Origin of the sequence: Streptomyces panacea, assembly GCF_040560175.1 — a bacterium.
Taxonomy (GTDB): domain Bacteria; phylum Actinomycetota; class Actinomycetes; order Streptomycetales; family Streptomycetaceae; genus Streptomyces; species Streptomyces panacea.
Genome location: NZ_JARJHW010000001.1, coordinates 60,453 through 77,737 on the forward strand (window position 1 = coordinate 60,453; position 17,285 = coordinate 77,737).

The window sequence follows — 17,285 nt, forward strand, 5'->3', positions numbered from 1 at the left end:
GCGGCTCAGCGGCCCGAGGGCAGGACCCGGACGTCGGACACCTTCACATAGGCGACCCGGTGCCCGAACTGGATCTCGTAGTACCGCTCCTCACCGCTCACCACACGGTGCCCGGTGGTGTCGAAGGTCGGCGCGAAGTAGTACGCGCCGGGCACCCGGTCACCGACCACGTACTTCTGGCCGGCGAGCAGCTTGTACGGGAACGGCGAGATCGCCTGCACCGGGATGTCGGCCGGGTACGCCGACGCCTCCGGGTAGGCCCTGCCGTACACCGGCACCTCCGCGAGACCGGCCTTCGGCGTGAGGACCCGCTCCCGCGCGTTCACGGCCGTGGGCGCCGTAGTCGGATTGTGGAACCAGGCCTTCTGGCCGAGGTACCAGATCGCCGTCCAGTCGCCCTCGCGCCCGGCGACGGCGAACTGCTGGCCCGTCGAGGCGCGTGCGCCCAGGTCGTTGACGCCGGTCGTGGAGTCCCCGCCGCCGGGCCGCAGACCGATGTCCTTGACCAGCGGCGACGCCGCGTCCGGCGCGGTGTGCAGCCGGACCGCTCCCGAGCCGTGCGGGGCGCACGCCTGACCGGCCGTCACACAGCCCGTGTAGAGCGGCTGGTTCGACGCGTAGTCGGGACGGATCGTCACCGCGCCCGCGTCACGCCCGCCGTCCGCCTTGAACGGCTTGCCCAGCAGCTCGAAGTAGTGCGCCCAGTCCCAGTAGGGGCCCGGGTCGGTGTGCATCCCGGCGATGGTCGACGCGGTCGTGCCGGGCACGTTGTCGTGGCCGATGATGTGCTGCCGGTCCAGCGGGATGTCGTAACGGTCGGCGAGGTAACGCACCAGCCGTGACGACGTCCGGTACATCGCCTCGGTGTACCAGGCGTCGGGGGAGACGAGGAAACCCTCGTGCTCCAGGCCCACCGAGGTGGAGTTGACGTACCAGTTGCCCGCGTGCCAGCCGACGTCCTTCAGCGGGACGTGCTGCGCGATGTGCCCGTCGGACGAGCGCAGCGAGTAGTGCCAGGAGACGTACGTCGGGTCCTGGACCAGCTGGAGCGTGGTGTCCCAGGTCGCCTCGGTGTCATGGATGACGATCGAGTTGATGGACGGGGACCCGGCCTTGGGACGCTCCGCCTTGTCGTGGTTGCCGTAGTCGCCCTCGCCGAACTCCTCGTACGGCGCGGGGATCCACTCGCAGGCCACGGTGCGCGGGCACTCGGTCTTCCCGGCGTCGGCCTTCCGCAGCCCGAGCTTCGACACCTGCGAGGTGTCGGGGGCGACACCCGGCGTGGCCGGCAGCGCCACCCGCTGCCCGCTGTCGGTCGTACGCCGCTGGCCGTCCCTGATCACCGCGTAGACGTCGTTCGCGTACGTCGCGGCGGTGGCGGAGTCGTCGGCGCCGGAGAAGCGGGCGACGGCCGCGTACCAGTCGGCCGGGTCGGCGCTCAGCGGTTTGCCGAGCGCGCGCTGGGCGTCGGCCAGCAGCGCCGCGCCGCCGCGGATGTTGGCGGCCGGGTCCTGCCTGAGCCGCTCGGCGGACTGGCCGGTGAGCTTCGCGGCGCGGTCGACGGTGCGCAGCCGCGCGGGCAGTGGGGAGTTCTCGGGCACGACGGCCTCGCGGACGGCGTCCGGTGCGCCCGTTCTCACCGGGCGGGACGTGTCGCCGCGGGCGTCCTCCGCGCCGTGCGAGTGGTGGGGTGCCTCGGCGATCGCGGTCCTGGCGTCGGTGAGGTGCATGGGGCCGTAGCCGCCGGTCACGCTGGGGGCGCCGCTGTGGGTGTCCCACCGCGACTGGAGGTACGAGACGCCGAGCAGGACGCTCCGCGGTACGTCGTACCGGGCCGCCGCCGCGGCGAAGTGGCCCTGGAGGGAGCCGGCGGTGGGGTGTTCGGCGGTGGCGGAGGGAGAGGCCGACACCAGGGGCAGCAGCAGGGCGGCCGAGGCGACGGCGCCCGCCGTGCGCGCCGCACGCCTGCGGACGGTTCTGACGGGTGTGGGGGCGGAACCTTGCAATGCGGCCTCCAGTGACGTGGTGCGCGAAGCGCCCGCGGGGCCGTACCCGGCACGTGAGAGGTCGTACGGGGTGCGGCGCGCGGAGTACAGGGCAGGGGTACAGGGGTATCGGCTCGGAGGCGATCCGTCAATCAGGCGTGGCTGCAAGGATTTCGCACGTCAGCGGGCGTGTCGGGGACTTTCGGGGGCGACAGGCCACGGGCCTGCGACGCGTCAGTGGTGTGAACCAATGAGCGGACTCGACCGACCTGGAACGATGTTGGACCGACCTTGACGTTTCTTGAACATGACGACCCGTCGGGCGGGTTCCCATGCCGGTGTCGACCGGTGAATCACGGCCCGGTCATGCGGTGATGCCGCGCGCCAGCTGCCGGTCCACCTGCGTCGGCGACAGGGCGTGCTCGATCGCGAGGATCCCCGCCCCGAACGCCGCCGCGTTCTCACCCGTACGGCTCGGCTCGATCCGCAGCACATGCGTGGCCAGCGGATGCGACCGCCGGTACACCGCCTCCCGGACGCCCGCGAGCAACTGGTCGTGCACGGCCGCCAGCGCGCCGCCGAGCACCACCGTGTCGGGGTTGAAGAAGTTCACCAGCCCCGCCAGCACCTCGCCGACCGCGCGGCCCGCCTCGCGCACCATGCGCAGGGCGTCCCTGTTGCCGGACTTCACCAGCCGTACGACATCACTGCCCGACGTGGCGTCGAGCCCGAGGCCCGCCAGCTTCGCCGCGATGGCGGCGCCGCCCGCCACCGCTTCCAGACAGCCGAAGTTCCCGCACCGGCAGGCGTCCTCCTGCTCGCTGACCTTGATGTGCCCGATGTCGCCCGCGCTGCCCTGCGCGCCCCGGTGCAGCCTGCCGTCGGCGACGATGCCGCAGCCGATGCCCGTACCCACCTTGATGTAGAGCAGGAAGCGGGTGTCGGGGAACTCCCGCCGCTGTTCGGCCAGGGCCATCACATTCACGTCGTTGTCGACGAGCGCCCGCGCGCCGAAGCGCGAGGCGAAGAACTCGGGGATCGGATACTGGTGCCAGCCGGGCATGATCGGCGGATCGACGGGACGCCCCGTGGAGAACTCGACCGGCCCGGGGACCCCCACCCCGATGGACCGCAGGGTGCGCGGGTCGCGCTCCGACTTCTCCAGCAGGGTGTGCAGCGTGCGTTCCACATGGCGCAGTACGGAATCGGGCCCGTCCCCGATCGACAGCGGATCCTCCTGCGTGGCCAGGGTCGTACCGCCGATGTCCATCAGCGCCACCCGGCAGTGCGAGGCGCCGAGGTCCACGCCCGCCACCGCGTGCTCGCGGGTACGGAGCCGGAGCCTGCGCGGCGGCCTGCCGCCCGTCGAGCCGCCGGCCTCCGGCCCAGACTCGTCGACGAAGCCGTGCGCGATGAGCGCGTCCACGCGCTGGGAGACCGTGGAGCGCGCGAGACCGGTCATCCGGGAGAGATCCGCGCGCGTCGCCGCGGCTCCGGAACTGATCAGCGTGAGTACCTCGCCCGGTGTGTGGGAGACGGCGTAACTGCTGTGATCCGGCGGCGCGGGCATGGCATCACCTTAGGGACGACTTTCGCTGCTCACAAGACACGGTTGATTCGTCCATCGACCAAAGTCTCCACCAACTCCGCTGAAATGAACGGTGCTTGGACCCTTGACAGGTCAAAGGCCAGTCACGACATTGCACAGCAGACCGCGACCGAGGAGCCATCGAGGAGCCAGGGGATGCTGACGATGCAGGGCGTGTCCAAGAGCTTTCTCGGGGTGCGTGTGCTCCATGACGTGGGACTCGATCTTCAACCCGGCGAAGTCCACGCCCTGGTGGGCGAGAACGGCGCGGGGAAATCCACCCTGATGAAGGTCCTGGCCGGCGAACACGCCCCCGACACCGGCACGATCACGCTCGACGGAACGGCGCACACCTTCAGCCACCCGGGTCAGGCGCAGGCCGCCGGGATCGGCATCATCCACCAGGAGTTCGCGCTGCTGGCCCACCGCACCGTCGCCGAGAACGTCTTCCTCGGCCGGGAGCCGACCCGCTACGGCCTTGTCGACCGCGCCGCCATGGAACGGCGTACGGCCGAACTCCTCGCCGAGATCGACGAGACGGGCATCACCCCGCGCACGCTCGTCCGGGACCTGTCCGTCGCCAGACAGCAGACCGTCGAGATCGTGAAGGCGCTCGCGTCCGACGTGCGTGTGCTTGTCATGGACGAGCCAACCGCGCCGCTCGCCGGCCACGAGGTCGCGCTGCTGTCGGCCCTCGTACGCCGGCTGACCGCCCGCGGCCTCGGCATCCTCTACATCTCGCACCGGTTGGGGGAGGTCTTCGACCTCTCGCGGCGCGTCACCGTCCTCAAGGACGGCCGCCATGTCACCACCGTGCGCACCGCCGACACCACCCGGGACGACATCGTCCGCGCGATGGTCGGCCGCGACCTGACCGCGTACTACCCGCCGCGCGCCCGTCCCGACGAGATCGGCGACGTGACGCTCACCGTCACCGGCGGCGGCAACTCCCGCGTCAGGGACATCGATCTGACACTGCGCGCCGGCGAGGTCGTCGGCGTCGCGGGCCTCCAGGGGGCGGGGCGTACGTCACTGGCCCGCGCCCTGTTCGGCGCAGCGCCCTTCACCACCGGCACGATGACGGTCGGCGGGAAGCCGCTGCGGCCCTCGAAGCCGCGCGCGGCCATCCGCGCGGGCATCGCCCTGGTCACCGAGGACCGCAAGACCGAGGGACTGGCCCTGCGCCAGTCGGTACGGGACAACGCGCTGCTGGTCACCCGCGCCGTCGCGGTACGGGGCAGACCCCCGGCGGGACGCGAGGTCACCGCGCTCCTCGCGCGCGTACGGCTCCAGTCGCGCGGCGAGGACCAGCAGGCCCAGTACCTGTCCGGCGGCAACCAGCAGAAGGTCGTCATCGCCAAGTGGCTGGCGGCCGGCCCCCGGGTGCTGCTCTTCGACGAGCCCACGCGGGGCGTCGACGTCGGGGCCAAGGCGGCCATCCACACCCTCGTACGCGAACTCGCGCGCGAGGGACTCGCCGTGCTGATCATCTCCTCCGAGCTGCCGGAGCTGATCGGGATGAGCGACCGGATCCTGGTGATGTCCGACGGGCGCCTCGCGGGTGAACTGCCCGCCGGGGCGACGGAGGAGAGCATCATGCGCCTCGCCACGACCGGGCCGTCGGACCACGGCGCCGACACGGAAGCGGACACCCCCGTCGCCGCCAGGACCCCGCGGGAAGGTGCCGCGTGACCACCGCCCCGTCCGTTCCCGCCCCGTCCGGCCCCCCACCGAAGCCGACATCGTTGTCCAGGGGCAGGGCGCTCCGCTCCGTCCGCCCGTCCGTCGACCCCGTCGTCGGCGTCTGGCTCGCCGCACTCGCCGTGACCGTCCTCGGCTGGATCGCCGTCGCCGCCCAGGGCGGGAACTTCCTCACCACCTCCAACGCGGTCGCGATCCTCCAGAACTGCGTCGCGCTCGGCCTGGTCGCCGTCGGCCAGTCCGCCGTGATCCTCACCGGCTCCCTCGACCTCTCCGTCGCCTACCTCATCAGCCTCGGCACGCTCGTCGCCGCCGAGACCATGGCGAACGGCGGCGTCGTCACCGCCGTGGTCGCCGTTCTCGCGCTGTCCGTCGCCGTCGGACTCGTCAACGGGCTGATCGTCACCGGGCTGGGGGTCAACGCGTTCATCGCGACCCTCGGCATGGCGTTCATCCTGCGCGGCTGGATCGAGGACAACTACACCGGACCCGCCGGCGAGGTGCCCGTCTCCTTCCAGCGCCTCGGCTACGACCGTATCGGCCCCGTCCCCGTCTCGGTCCTCCTGCTCATCGCCGTGGCCGCCCTGATGTGGCTCATCACCCGCCGCACCCGCCTCGGCCACCACATGTACGCCACCGGCGGGGACGAACACGCCGCCCGGCTCTCCGGCGTACGGACCGGGCGCACCGTCGTGATCGCACACGTCCTGTGCTCGCTGTGCGTCGGCGCCGCCGCCCTCTTCCTCGCGGCGCGACTGGGCGCGGGCGCACCGTGGGCGGGCACCGAGGCGCGCTACGACCTGGAGTCGATCGCCGCCGTGGTCCTCGGCGGCACGGCGCTCGCGGGCGGTCGCGGGGGAGTGGCGGGCACCCTCGGCGGCGTATTCGTCCTCGCCGTCCTCGACAGCGTGTTCAACCAGCTCTCGGTCGACCCGTTCTTCAAGAACGTCGTACGCGGCGTCGTCATCATCGCCGCCGTCGCCGTCTACGCCCGGCCCCGACGGACCCCGAAGGCACCGAAGGCCCTGACGGAAGGGCGGACCGGATGAGCGCCCCGACCGAGACCGGAACCACGGCCGAGCCCCGGACGGGGCGAGCCCCGAAGGCCGCCCCCGGCAAGCGGATCGTCCGCGCGCTCGGCACCGGCATCCCCGTCTACGTACTGCTCGCCGTGCTGCTCCTCGCCCTCCTGATCACCGACCCCGGCTTCTACGAACCCGACAGCTTCCTCTCCTTCGTCAAGCGCGCGGCGCCGCTGGTGATCCTGGCCGCCGGGCAGTATCTGGTCATCGTCTGCGGCGAGTTCGATCTCTCCGTCGGCGCGATCGTCACCGCGGGCGTGGTCGTCGCGGCCGAGCTGTACGGCTCCTTCCCCGACGCCCACTGGCTGGTGGTCACCGCCGTCCTGCTCGTCGCCGGCGGCCTGGCCGGACTGGTCAGCGGGCTGATCACCACCGTCCTGCGGGTGCCGTCGTTCATCACCACCCTCGGCATGATGCTCATCCTCGAAGGCGCCGTCTTCTTCTGGACCGGCGGCTCGCCGCAGGGCGTACTGCCCACCGCCTTCCGCCAGTTGGGCCGGGGCACCGCCTTCGGCTGGCTGCCCTGGGCGGTCGTCGCCTGTCTGGTGGCCGGGACCGTCGCCGTCCTGGTGACGCGCTCCGACTTCGGACGGACGCTCGTCGCCACCGGTGACAGCGACCGCGCCGCCGCGCTGTCCGGCGTGCGGGTGATCCGGGTGCGGACCGTCGCCTTCATCCTCTCCGGCGCGGCGGCCGCGCTCGCCGCCGTCCTCGTCGGCGGCTTCTCCGGAGTCTCCGCGCAGGCGGGCAGGGGCTACGAGTTCGAGGCCATCACCGCCGTCGTCCTCGGCGGTGTGGTCCTCGGCGGCGGGCGGGGCTCGGTGGTCGCCGCCATGGCCGGTGCCTTCTCGCTCCAGGCACTGTTCACGCTGCTCAACCTCCAAGGGGTCCCGGGAGCCCTGGAGTCCACCGTCCAAGGTGTCATCGTCATCGCCGCCGTCGGCCTCGGAGCCGCCGACTGGTCCCGGCTGCGCAACCGCCGTACGCCATCGGGCGGCGGTCCACCCGGCGCCGGTCCACCCGGGCCGGCGACACCGGGCCCTACGCCGCCCCGCCCCACGCCCCCCACCGGTACGCATCCCTCGGGAGGAACACCCTCATGACCCTCATCCGTACCGTCCGCGGACGGGCGCTCGCCGCGGGCGCCGCGCTCCTCGGCGCCGTACTCGTCACCTCCTGCACGAGCGACGCGCCGGCCGAGTCGCCTCCGGCCGCGTCAGGCGGCGGGAGCACGGCGGACTCGGGCACCGGCAAGCAGTCCAGCTTCTTCGAACAGGCCGAATACGACCGCCAGTTGGCCCTCGCGGACGAGAAACCCGCAGGCCCGGACGGCAAGCCGTGGGAGCAGATGCTCAACCCGGAGATGACCGACACCTCCCGGTACAAGATGGCCGACCCGAGCGGCATCGAACTCTGCTTCTCCAACGCGGGCGTGTTCAATCCCTGGCGCCAGGTGGGGCTGAAGAACATGCGCGCCGAGGTGAAGCTCCACCAGGAGATCACCAAGTTCACCGTCCTGGACGCCCAGGGCAAGGACGACAAGCAGATCTCCGACATCCAGGAACTCTCCGCCCGCGGCTGCGACGCGCTGATCGTCTCGCCGAACACGACGGCCACCCTCACCCCCGCCGTGAAGCAGGCCTGCGGCAAGGTGCCCGTCATCGTCTTCGACCGGGGCGTCGAGACCGACTGCGCCGTGACCTTCGTCAACCCGATCGGCGGCTACGCGTACGGCGCGGTGGCGGCCGACTTCCTCGTCGAGAAGGTCAAGCCGAAGGGCAAGATCCTCGCGCTGCGCATCTCGCCCGGCGTGGACGTCCTGGAGACCCGCTGGTCGGCCGCGAAGGTCGCCTTCGACAAGAGTGAACTGGACGTCGTGGACGTGAAGTTCACGGACGGCGACCCGGCCAAGGCCAAGTCGATCGTCACCGACGCGCTCACCCGGCACGGTGACATCGACGGGGTGTGGATGGACTCGGGCGCCACGGCCGTCGCCGCCGTCGAGGCGTTCGAGGACGCGGGCAAGGACGTACCGCCCATCACGGGCGAGGACCAGCAGGACTTCCTCCAGGCGTGGCAGGACAAGGACCTGACGGCGATCGCCCCCGCGTACCCGACGTTCCAGTGGCGTACGCCCGTCATCGCCGCGCTGGACATCCTCAAGGGCGAGGACGTGCCCAAGGAGTGGAAGCTCCCGCAGCCCACCATCACCCAGGAGAACCTCGGCGACTACCTCAAGCCCGGTATGCCGCCGCTGCACTACGCGATGTGCGGCTGTGAGTCGATGCCCGGCTTCCCGAAGGACTGGGGCGGCAAGTGAGCACACCGGCAACGCCGTTCGCGCTCGGCGCCAACCCGTGGATCTGGCACTCACCGGTCGACGGTCCGGCCCTGGCCCGGACGCTGCCGCGGCTGGCCGCCTGGGGCTTCGACTGCGTCGAACTCCCGCTGGAACAGGCCGGCGACTGGGAGCCCGCCGCCGCGTCGAAACTGCTGGAGGCCACCGGTCTCGCCCCGGCCGCCGTCGTCGCCGTCATGCCGCCCGGCCGCGATCTGGTGGACACCGACCGGGCGACCGTGCGTGCCACCCAGGACTATCTGCGGCGCTGCGTCGACGCGGCCCACGCGATCGGGGCGTCCGTCGTGGCCGGTCCGGTCTACACGGCCGTCGGGCGCCGCTGGCGCATGTCGGACACCGGGCGGGCGGCGGCGTGGGCCGAGTGGCGTGAGCACATCGCGCCCGTCGTCAGCCACGCGCGGGCGGCGGGGGTGACGATCGCCGTCGAGCCGCTGAACAGGTACGAGACGAGTCTGCTCAACACCGTCGCCCAGTGCCTCGAAGCCATGGACGGCCTGGACCCGGCGGGCATCGGCATCGCGCTCGACGTCTACCACCAGAACATCGAGGAGCACGGCCTGCCCGGCGCCGTACGCGAGGCGGGCAGCCGTATCGCCCATGTCCAGGTGTGCGCCAACGACCGCGGCGCGCCCGGCGCCGACCACCTCGACTGGCCCGGTTTCCTGACCGCGCTCGCGGACAGCGGCTACCGGGGACCCCTGTGCATCGAGTCCTTCACCGCGCACAACGACGCGATCGCGGTCGCCGCCTCCGTCTGGCGCCCCCTGGCACCCAGCCAGGACGCGCTGGCCACCGACGGGCTGGCGTTCCTGCGCCGGGTCCTCGCCGGTATTCGCTGACGCCCCGGAGCCACCCGACAAGCACCGGAACCACCCGACCGATCCCATCCCCCCAGAGAGGACCGGCACATGAAATGGCATGCACATGATGACAGGCGTCGCGGGAGAGCGGTCCGAAGAGCGCTCGTCGCCGGCGTCGGCGCCCTGCTGCTCGCGCTGACCGCCCTGCCCACCGGCGCCGGAGCCGCCGAGAAGGAAGAACCCGCCTTCAAGGCCCTCCTCTTCACTCGCGCCGTCGGCTACGTCCACGGATCCATCCCGAACGGCATCAAGATGTTCGAGGAGGAGGCCGCCGACAACGGCTTCGAGATCGTCCAGAGCGCCGACCCCACCGTCTTCAGCGACGACAACCTCGCCCAGTACGACGCGATCGTCATGCTCCAGAATTCCGGCATGGTCTGGGACACCGAGGCCCAGCGCCAGGCCATGAAGACGTTCGTGGAGAGCGGCAAGGGCATCGTCGCCATCCACAACACCCTCGACATGGGCGTCGAGGAGGCGTTCCCGTGGTGGGACGAGACCATCAACGGCGGCGCCCACATGCCCACCCACTCACCCGGTGTGCTCCAGGGCACGGCCAAGGTCGCCGACCGGGTCCACCCCTCCACCAAGGGTCTGCCCGAACGCTGGGAACGTCCCGAGGAGTGGTACAACTTCGACGAGAACCCGCGCGGTGACGTCCACGTCCTGGTCACCGCCGACGAGACCACGTACAACCCCGGCCCCGACGCCATGGGCGCCGACCACCCCATCTCCTGGTGCCGCAGCACCGGCGGCGGCAAGGTCTGGGCCACCGCCATGGGCCACGACACCCCCGCCTACGACGAAGCGGCCTTCCGCGACCATGTCGTCGGCGGACTCCAGTGGGCGGCCGGCGACAAGCCCGGCGACTGCGGCGGCACCGACTGGGGCGCCTACGAGAAGGTCACCCTCGACGACAACACCGCCGACCCCATGGAGCTCGACGTCGCCGACGACGGCCGCGCGATCTACGCGCAGCGCAACGGCGAACTGAAGATCTTCGACCCCGCGTCCCACTCCACCGTCACCGCGGGCAAGCTCGACGTCTACACCGGCGGCGAGGACGGCCTCGTCGGTATGGAGCTGGACCCGAACTTCGCCAGGAACAACTGGGTCTACCTCTACTACGCGCCCGCCGCCGAGACCAAGGACGTCAACCGGCTCTCCCGCTTCACCCTCAAGGGCAACACCCTCGACCTGGCCAGCGAGAAGAAACTCCTCGACGTCCCGGCCTACCGCTCCCGTACCTTCACCGAACCCGGACACACCGGCGGCGCCGTCGAGTTCGGCCCCGACGGCACCCTGTACCTCGGCGTCGGCGACGACGTACCGCCCAACCTCGACCCCGACTGGCAGGGCTACGCGCCCATCGACTGGCGACCGGGCAAGCAGATGCTCGACGCCGCGCGCACCGCGGGCAACACCAACGACCTGCGCGGCAAGCTGCTGCGCGTCAAGCCCAAGAACAGCGGCGGCTACACCATCCCCAAGGGCAACCTCTTCGCCAAGGGCACCGCCAAGACCCGGCCCGAGATCTACGCGATGGGCTTCCGCAACCCGTTCCGCTTCACCGTCGACCAGCAGACCGGCTACGTCCACCTCGCCGACTACGGCCCCGACCGCGGGCTGCCCACCACCGCCCGGGGCCCCGAAGGTCTGGTCGAGTACAACGTGGTCAAGAAGCCCGCGAACTTCGGCTGGCCGTTCTGCCACGGCGACAACCAGGCGTACGCGCCCTACAACCCGGACACCGAGGAGATCGGCGCCAAGTTCGACTGCGCGAAGCCGGCCAACCCCTCGCCGAACAACACCGGACTGAAGAAGCTGCCGCCCATCCAGCAGCCCGAACTCTGGTACGGCTACGGCGCCTCCGGGCAGTTCCCGGAGATGGGCGAAGGCGGCTCGGCACCGATGGGCGGACCCGTCTACCGCTACGACGCCGACAACCCCTCCGAGACGAAGTTCCCCGAGTACTTCGACGGCGCGAGCTTCCTCTACGAGTGGTCACGCAACTACATCAAGGAAGTCCGCTTCGACCAGGACGAGAAGCTCCTCAAGGTCAACGACTTCATGGACTCGGTGGCCTTCAAGAGCCCCATGGACATGACGTTCGGGCCCGACGGCTCGCTCTACGTCCTGGAGTGGGGCAGTGAGTTCGGCGGCGGCAACAACGACTCCGGCCTCTACCGCGTCGACTACGCCCAGGGACGGCGCAGCCCCGTCGCCAAGGCCAAGGCGTCCGTCACCAACGGACCGCTCCCGCTCAAGGTCGATTTCTCCAGCGAGGGCAGCGCCGACCCCGACGGCGACGCGCTGACCTACGAGTGGGACTTCGACGGAGACGGCACCTACGACTCCACCGACGAGAACGCCACCCACACCTACACCGAAGGAGGCGAGTTCAGCGCCCAGTTGAAGGTCACCGACTCCAGCGGGAAGTCCGGCTTCGCCAACGTGCCCGTCACCGCGGGAAACACGGCCCCCAAGGTGACCATCGACATCCCCGTCAACGGCAAACTCATCGACTTCGGCGACAAGATCCCTTACAAGATCACTGTCACCGATCCCGAGGACGGCACGGTCGACTGCTCCAAGGTCACACTCAACCCGGCGCTGGGCCACGACGAGCACGAGCACCCGACCAACGACATCGCCGGCTGCGAGGGCACCGTCGACACCGGCAACCTGGGCGGCCATCCCGAGGGCGCCGACCTCACCTACGTACTCAACGCCAAGTACACCGACGGCGGCGGCTCAGGGGCACCGGCGCTGACCGGCTACGGGCGGTCGGTCCTACAGCCGAAGCTCAAGCAGGCCGAGTACTACGACAGCCAGTCCGGCACACGCGTCGTCGACCAGGCGGGCGCCGCGAACGGCAAACGCATCGGCGACGTCAGCGACGGCGACTGGGTGGCGTTCGAGCCGATGAGCGTGGAGGGCATCGACTCGGTCACGTACCAGATCTCCTCGCCGTACGGAGTCGGCGCGATCGAACTGCGAGCCGGCGCCCCGGACGGTGAACTGCTCGCCACCACCCCGATCCCCAACACCGGGGACTGGGACGTCTACCGGGCCACCGATCCGGTGCCGGTGAAGGCCCACGCGGGGACGCACAAGCTCTATCTCGTCTTCACGTCACCACAGAACAACTCGTTCGACGTGGACACGGTCGAGTTCAGCGGACCGTAGGGCCCGGCGGTAAGGCGCAAACGCACGTCGCGCGCCCGGTGTGTCGGCACCGGGCGCGCGACGCGCCACCCCCCTCGTCGGTCGGCACGCGGATCCGTCGGACACGGCCCCGCCGGAGATCAGCGGGTCCCGACCGCCGCGCGCACGGCCCGGCGGGCCATGGCGCAGTCCTCGTGCAGCCGCCGCAGCAGCAGCCGCTGCTCCTCGCCGCTCGGCGCCCCCGGCTGAGGCTGGTTCGCCCCGCCGGCGGGAGGCGCCTCACGCATGGTGCGCTGCACCTGCGTCTCGTACTTACGGATCTCCGCGGTCAGCACCAGCATCAGATTGACCAGGAAGGCGTCCCGGTCCGCCGTACCCGTGATCTGCGCGAGCTTGCTGATCTGCTGGCGCGCCGGCGTGTTGTTGCCGAGCACCATCCACAGCGTCGCCAGGTCGTACCCGGGCAGATACCAGCCCGCGTGCTCCCAGTCGAGGAGCACCGCCCCGGCGGGCGACAGCAGCATGTTGGAGAGCAGCGCGTCACCGTGGCAGAACTGCCGGGTGCCCGGCCGCCCGAGACCACGCATCAGTTTCTGCAGATCCCCCAGATCCCGGTCCGTGAAGAGACCGAGCTCGTGATAGCGGGTGATCCGCCGCGCGTAGTCGAGACCGGCACCGAACATGTCACCCGGCGGACGCCAGGTGTTGAGCCGCGTCACGGCGCCCAGCACCGTCCGTACATCGGCGCGCGGTGGAGCCTCGACGGGGTGGCGCGACAGGGCCGCGGCACGTCCGGGCATCCGCTCGACGACCAGCGTGCAGTTGTCGGGATCGGCGGCGATCAGCCGGGGAACCCGCACCGGCGGGCGGTGGCGCACGAACGAGCGATATGTGGCTATCTCGTGCCGGAAGCTCTCGGCCCAGGCGGGTGACTGATCCAGTAAACACTTGGCCACCGCGGTCGTCCGTCCCGTCGTCCCCACCAGCAGCACCGAGCGGCCACTGCGCCGCAGTACCTGCACCGGGTTGAACTCCGGACAGATCCGGTGCACCGAGGCGATGGCCATCCTCAACTGCGCGCCCTGGGGGCCCGACAGGTCGAGCCTGCCGCCGAGCGGCCCGTTGGCCGCCCCCGTCCAGCGCCTGGCCCGGCCGGCGTGGGTGGGGTCGAGATACGGCCCACCGCCGGTCGCGGGTGGCCGCTGCTGCCGGGGCGGGGCGGTCACGGAGGACGATGCTGTGTACGACGACGCTGTGTACATGGGCGAACGGATCCCTTCGTGTACCGACGAATTACCCGCGCCTCCCGCCCCGGCGGTCGTTCCACATCCTGGGGAATGTGTCGGACTGCCGGGCCGGGGTGGCGCGTTCCTACACGACACCCCGCCACGGGTGGCACACCATGTGGCGCACCCTGGCGAAGCCTGGCGAATAGTCGCCAGGCATCTGACAGAGGGTTACTGTCAACTCAGCCGAGAACCTGGGGGCTTGACGTGACCGGAGAACCCAACGCCCGCCTGTCGGACCTGTTCGGCCTCGCCGGCTGGTCCAAGGGCGAACTCGCGCGGCTGGTGAACAGACAGGCGGCGGCCATGGGCCATCCGCAGCTGGCCACCGACACCTCGCGGGTCAGACGCTGGATCGACATGGGGGAGATCCCACGCGATCCGGTACCGAGGGTGATGGCGTCTCTGTTCACCGAGCGGCTCGGCCGTGTCGTGACCATCGAGGATCTCGGGTTCGTACGACACGGACGCGCGGGGAGACGACGGGACGCCGGGGACGCTTCGAACCCCGACGGCCTGCCTTGGGCGCCCGACCGGACGGCTGCGGTCCTCACCGAATTCACGGGAATGGACCTCATGCTCAACCGACGCGGCATGGTGGGCGCGAGCGCCGTGCTCACCGCAGGCACCGCACTCAGCAGTTCCATGTACGACTGGCTGCACTCCGACCCCGCACTGACGGCCGACGCTCCCCGGAGCGCCGAGCCCCTTCAGGCCGACCCCGCCGGGTACGACCGCTACGAGGCCGCCCCCATCGGGGCGCAGGAGATCGACGCGCTGGAGCACTCCGTCGACGTGTTCCGGGCCTGGGACGCCTCCCGGGGGGGCGGCCTCCAGCGCAAGGCCGTGGTGGGCCAGCTCAACGAGGTGGGCGGCATGCTGTCGTACCGCCACCCTCCCCATCTCCAGCGGCGCCTGTGGGGCGTCGCTGCCAACCTGGCGGTGCTCGCCGGCTGGATGTCGCACGACGTCGGCCTCGAACCCACCGCCCAGAAGTACTTCGTCATCGCCACCCACGCGGCGCGCGAGGGCGGCGACCGTCCGCGCGCGGGCGAGGCGCTCTCCAGGGCGGCGCGCCAGATGGTTCATCTGGGGCGGCCGGACGAGGCGCTGGACCTGATGAAGCTGGCCAAGTCCGGTTCCGGGGACGAGGTGCTGCCCCGTACCCGGGCGATGCTCTGCACGATCGAGGCCTGGGCACAGGCGTCGATGGGGCGCGGCCAGGCCATGCGCAGGACCCTGGGCGAGGCGGAGGACCTCTTCGTCTCGGACAAGGGCGATGTGCCACCGCCGAGTTGGATGCAGATGTTCGACGAGGCGGATCTGCACGGCATGGAGGCGCTGGCCTACCGTACGCTCGCCGATCACGATCCCTCGGCCGCGGCCATAGCTCAACGGCATGCCAAGCGGGCGATCGAGCTGCGTCAGAACGGCCGTCAGCGGTCGATGATCTTCGACTACCTCTCACTGGCCTCGGCCTGCTTCATCGCGGACGATCCCGAACAGGCCGACCGCTACGCGCGGTTGGCGCTGGTGTCGATGGGGGAGACCTCGTCGCACCGCACCTGGGACCGGCTGCGGGAGATGTACCGGCTGACCGGTCAGTACGCGGCGCACGCCACCATTCAGGATCTGCGCAGGGAGATCGACGCCGTTCTGCCGAACCCACCGAAGAAGTTGAGGAGTCCGAAGATCTAGTACGTCAGAGATCTCGTACGTCAAAATTCCAGTGCGTCATGGGGGCCGTCAGGGGTCCTCGGGCGCGGTCTGTTCCGCCGGGCCGATCCTGGCCACCAGTACACAGGCGTCGTCCTCGCGTCCGGTCTCGCCGAACTCCTCGACGACCGTCCTGACGCAGTCCTGTGCGTCACGTGCCCCGGTCAGGCGGGGCCCGAGTGCCAGAAGCCGGTCCACCCCGGTCCGGTCGGTCAGCCTGCCGGTGTGCAGCACCAGCATGTCACCGGGCAGCAGCTGGACTTCGGCCTGTTCGTACGCGGCACCCGAGGTCGCGCCGAGCAGAACGCCGTCCAGTGGAGTCAGCGCGCGCCCCGTCCCGTCGCGGAACAGCAGCGGGGCGGGGTGACCCGCCTGTGCCCAGACGAGGGTGCGGGTCTCGGCGCGGTAGCGGCAGCAGACGGCGCTGCCGAGCGCGGGTTGCTCGGCGGTGTCGAGCAGTTGGTTGAGATGGCCCATCAGCGGACCCGGCTCGATGCCCGCCACCGCCATACCGCGCAGGGCGCCGAGGAGCATCGCCATCGTGGAGGCGGCCGTCACGCCGTGGCCGGTGAGATCGCCGACCGTCAACAGGGTGTTCCCGTCGGGGAGCCTCAGCGCGTCGAACCAGTCACCGCCGACGAGTCCGCCGCCCGTGGGCGGCAGATAGTGGCCGGCCAGATCCAGGGTGCCCGGCCGGCTCCGCGGGGAGTGGAGGGTCCCGCGCCACGACGGCAGCACGGCCTCCTGGAGCTCGGCCACGATCCGCCGTTCGGTCCTGGCGGTCTGCTCGCGGCGCCGGAGCGTGTCACCGGACTCGTCGACGGCGCGCTGGCTGCGGCGTAACTCGCTGACGTCCCGCAGCACCGCCCACATGGAGGCGGTACAGCCGTCGGAGTCGAGCACGGGCTCGCCCATCATGTGCAGCGTGCGGACGCGCCGGTCGGTCCTGACGATGCGGAACTCGCTGTCGATGGGCTTGCCGTCGACGAGGCATTCGGTCACCAGTGTCTGGAGCAGGCCCTGGTCCTCGGCGACCATCACCGACGGCAGTTCGTCCAGGGTCATCGGGCCCTTCTCGGGCGGACGGCCGAAGATCTCGTACAGCTCCGGCGACCAGGTGACCTCGTCGGTGAGGAGATTCCACTCGGCGCTGCCGACCCGGCGCAGCAGCGAACCGGTCCCGTCACCGGGCTCCGCCGTGACCGTCGATTCGGGCTCGTCGCCGGGCAGTCCGTTCTTGAGCTGTCCCAAGTGGGCGCCGAGATCGTCCAGTTGATGAACCGCCAGGTCGCAGAGCGCGCGCTGCCAGCGCTGTCGCGTGTCGTGCTCGTCGCCGACGGCGTCCCCGCGTACGGCGTCCACGTCACCGCGCAGCCTGCGGGTGCGCGTGATGAGGGACTCCACCACACCCCGCTCCGGTGGCTGCGGGGCGGGACGGTCCGCGAACAGATGGGACGGCATCTCGAACTCCGATACAGGCGTGGCCCTGCCAGGTCTGAAGGATGGACCGTTACGACTGTTGCACAGGCTGCTATGGGCC

The 17,285-nt window shown here is 70.8% G+C and carries 11 protein-coding genes; 7 read left to right on the top strand and 4 right to left on the bottom strand.

The window, feature by feature from the left end:
• Positions 1-5: 5 nt before the first annotated feature.
• Complete coding sequence (locus P3L51_RS00265; RefSeq protein ID WP_354602914.1) at positions 6-2,006, bottom strand: N-acetylmuramoyl-L-alanine amidase; 2,001 nt, start codon at positions 2,004-2,006, stop codon at positions 6-8.
• Positions 2,007-2,349: 343 nt separating this feature from the next.
• Positions 2,350-3,555 carry an ROK family transcriptional regulator gene (locus tag P3L51_RS00270; protein ID WP_354602915.1) on the bottom strand — a complete coding sequence of 402 codons (1,206 nt, stop codon included), beginning with the start codon at positions 3,553-3,555 and terminating at the stop codon, positions 2,350-2,352.
• A 174-nt stretch (positions 3,556-3,729) separates the two neighbouring features.
• On the opposite strand from P3L51_RS00270, the gene P3L51_RS00275 reads away from it, so the two are divergent.
• From P3L51_RS00275 to P3L51_RS00300, 6 genes are all read left to right on the top strand, one after another.
• The gene (locus tag P3L51_RS00275) at positions 3,730-5,265 is read left to right on the top strand and encodes a sugar ABC transporter ATP-binding protein (protein ID WP_354602916.1); all 1,536 of its coding nucleotides are present in this window, start codon (positions 3,730-3,732) and stop codon (positions 5,263-5,265) included.
• A 53-nt stretch (positions 5,266-5,318) separates the two neighbouring features.
• Entirely contained in the window at positions 5,319-6,323 is a 1,005-nt protein-coding gene (locus tag P3L51_RS00280) for an ABC transporter permease (RefSeq protein ID WP_354603000.1), read from the top strand.
• Positions 6,320-7,459, top strand: coding sequence for an ABC transporter permease (locus tag P3L51_RS00285; protein WP_354602917.1), 1,140 nt, complete (start codon positions 6,320-6,322; stop codon positions 7,457-7,459). The genes P3L51_RS00280 and P3L51_RS00285 overlap by 4 nt, the downstream gene beginning before the upstream one ends.
• A complete protein-coding gene (locus tag P3L51_RS00290) occupies positions 7,456-8,676 on the top strand; it encodes an ABC transporter substrate-binding protein (protein WP_354602918.1) in 1,221 nt (406 codons plus the stop codon). The genes P3L51_RS00285 and P3L51_RS00290 overlap by 4 nt, the downstream gene beginning before the upstream one ends.
• Positions 8,673-9,554 carry a sugar phosphate isomerase/epimerase family protein gene (locus tag P3L51_RS00295; protein ID WP_354602919.1) on the top strand — a complete coding sequence of 294 codons (882 nt, stop codon included), beginning with the start codon at positions 8,673-8,675 and terminating at the stop codon, positions 9,552-9,554. Before P3L51_RS00290 ends, P3L51_RS00295 begins: the two co-directional genes overlap by 4 nt.
• 69 nt (positions 9,555-9,623) lie before the next feature.
• Positions 9,624-12,764, top strand: coding sequence for a ThuA domain-containing protein (locus P3L51_RS00300; protein ID WP_354602920.1), 3,141 nt, complete (start codon positions 9,624-9,626; stop codon positions 12,762-12,764).
• A 119-nt stretch (positions 12,765-12,883) separates the two neighbouring features.
• Here P3L51_RS00300 and P3L51_RS00305 read toward each other — a convergent pair whose 3' ends face one another.
• Positions 12,884-14,005, bottom strand: a complete 1,122-nt coding sequence (locus P3L51_RS00305) for an aminoglycoside phosphotransferase family protein (protein ID WP_354602921.1) — start codon at positions 14,003-14,005, stop codon at positions 12,884-12,886.
• Positions 14,006-14,236: 231 nt separating this feature from the next.
• Between P3L51_RS00305 and P3L51_RS00310 the strand changes: the two genes are divergently transcribed.
• A complete protein-coding gene (locus tag P3L51_RS00310; protein ID WP_354602922.1) occupies positions 14,237-15,727 on the top strand; it encodes a DNA-binding protein NsdB in 1,491 nt (496 codons plus the stop codon).
• A gap of 48 nt (positions 15,728-15,775) precedes the next feature.
• Here P3L51_RS00310 and P3L51_RS00315 read toward each other — a convergent pair whose 3' ends face one another.
• Complete coding sequence (locus tag P3L51_RS00315; RefSeq protein WP_354602923.1) at positions 15,776-17,206, bottom strand: PP2C family protein-serine/threonine phosphatase; 1,431 nt, start codon at positions 17,204-17,206, stop codon at positions 15,776-15,778.
• Positions 17,207-17,285: the final 79 nt, after the last annotated feature.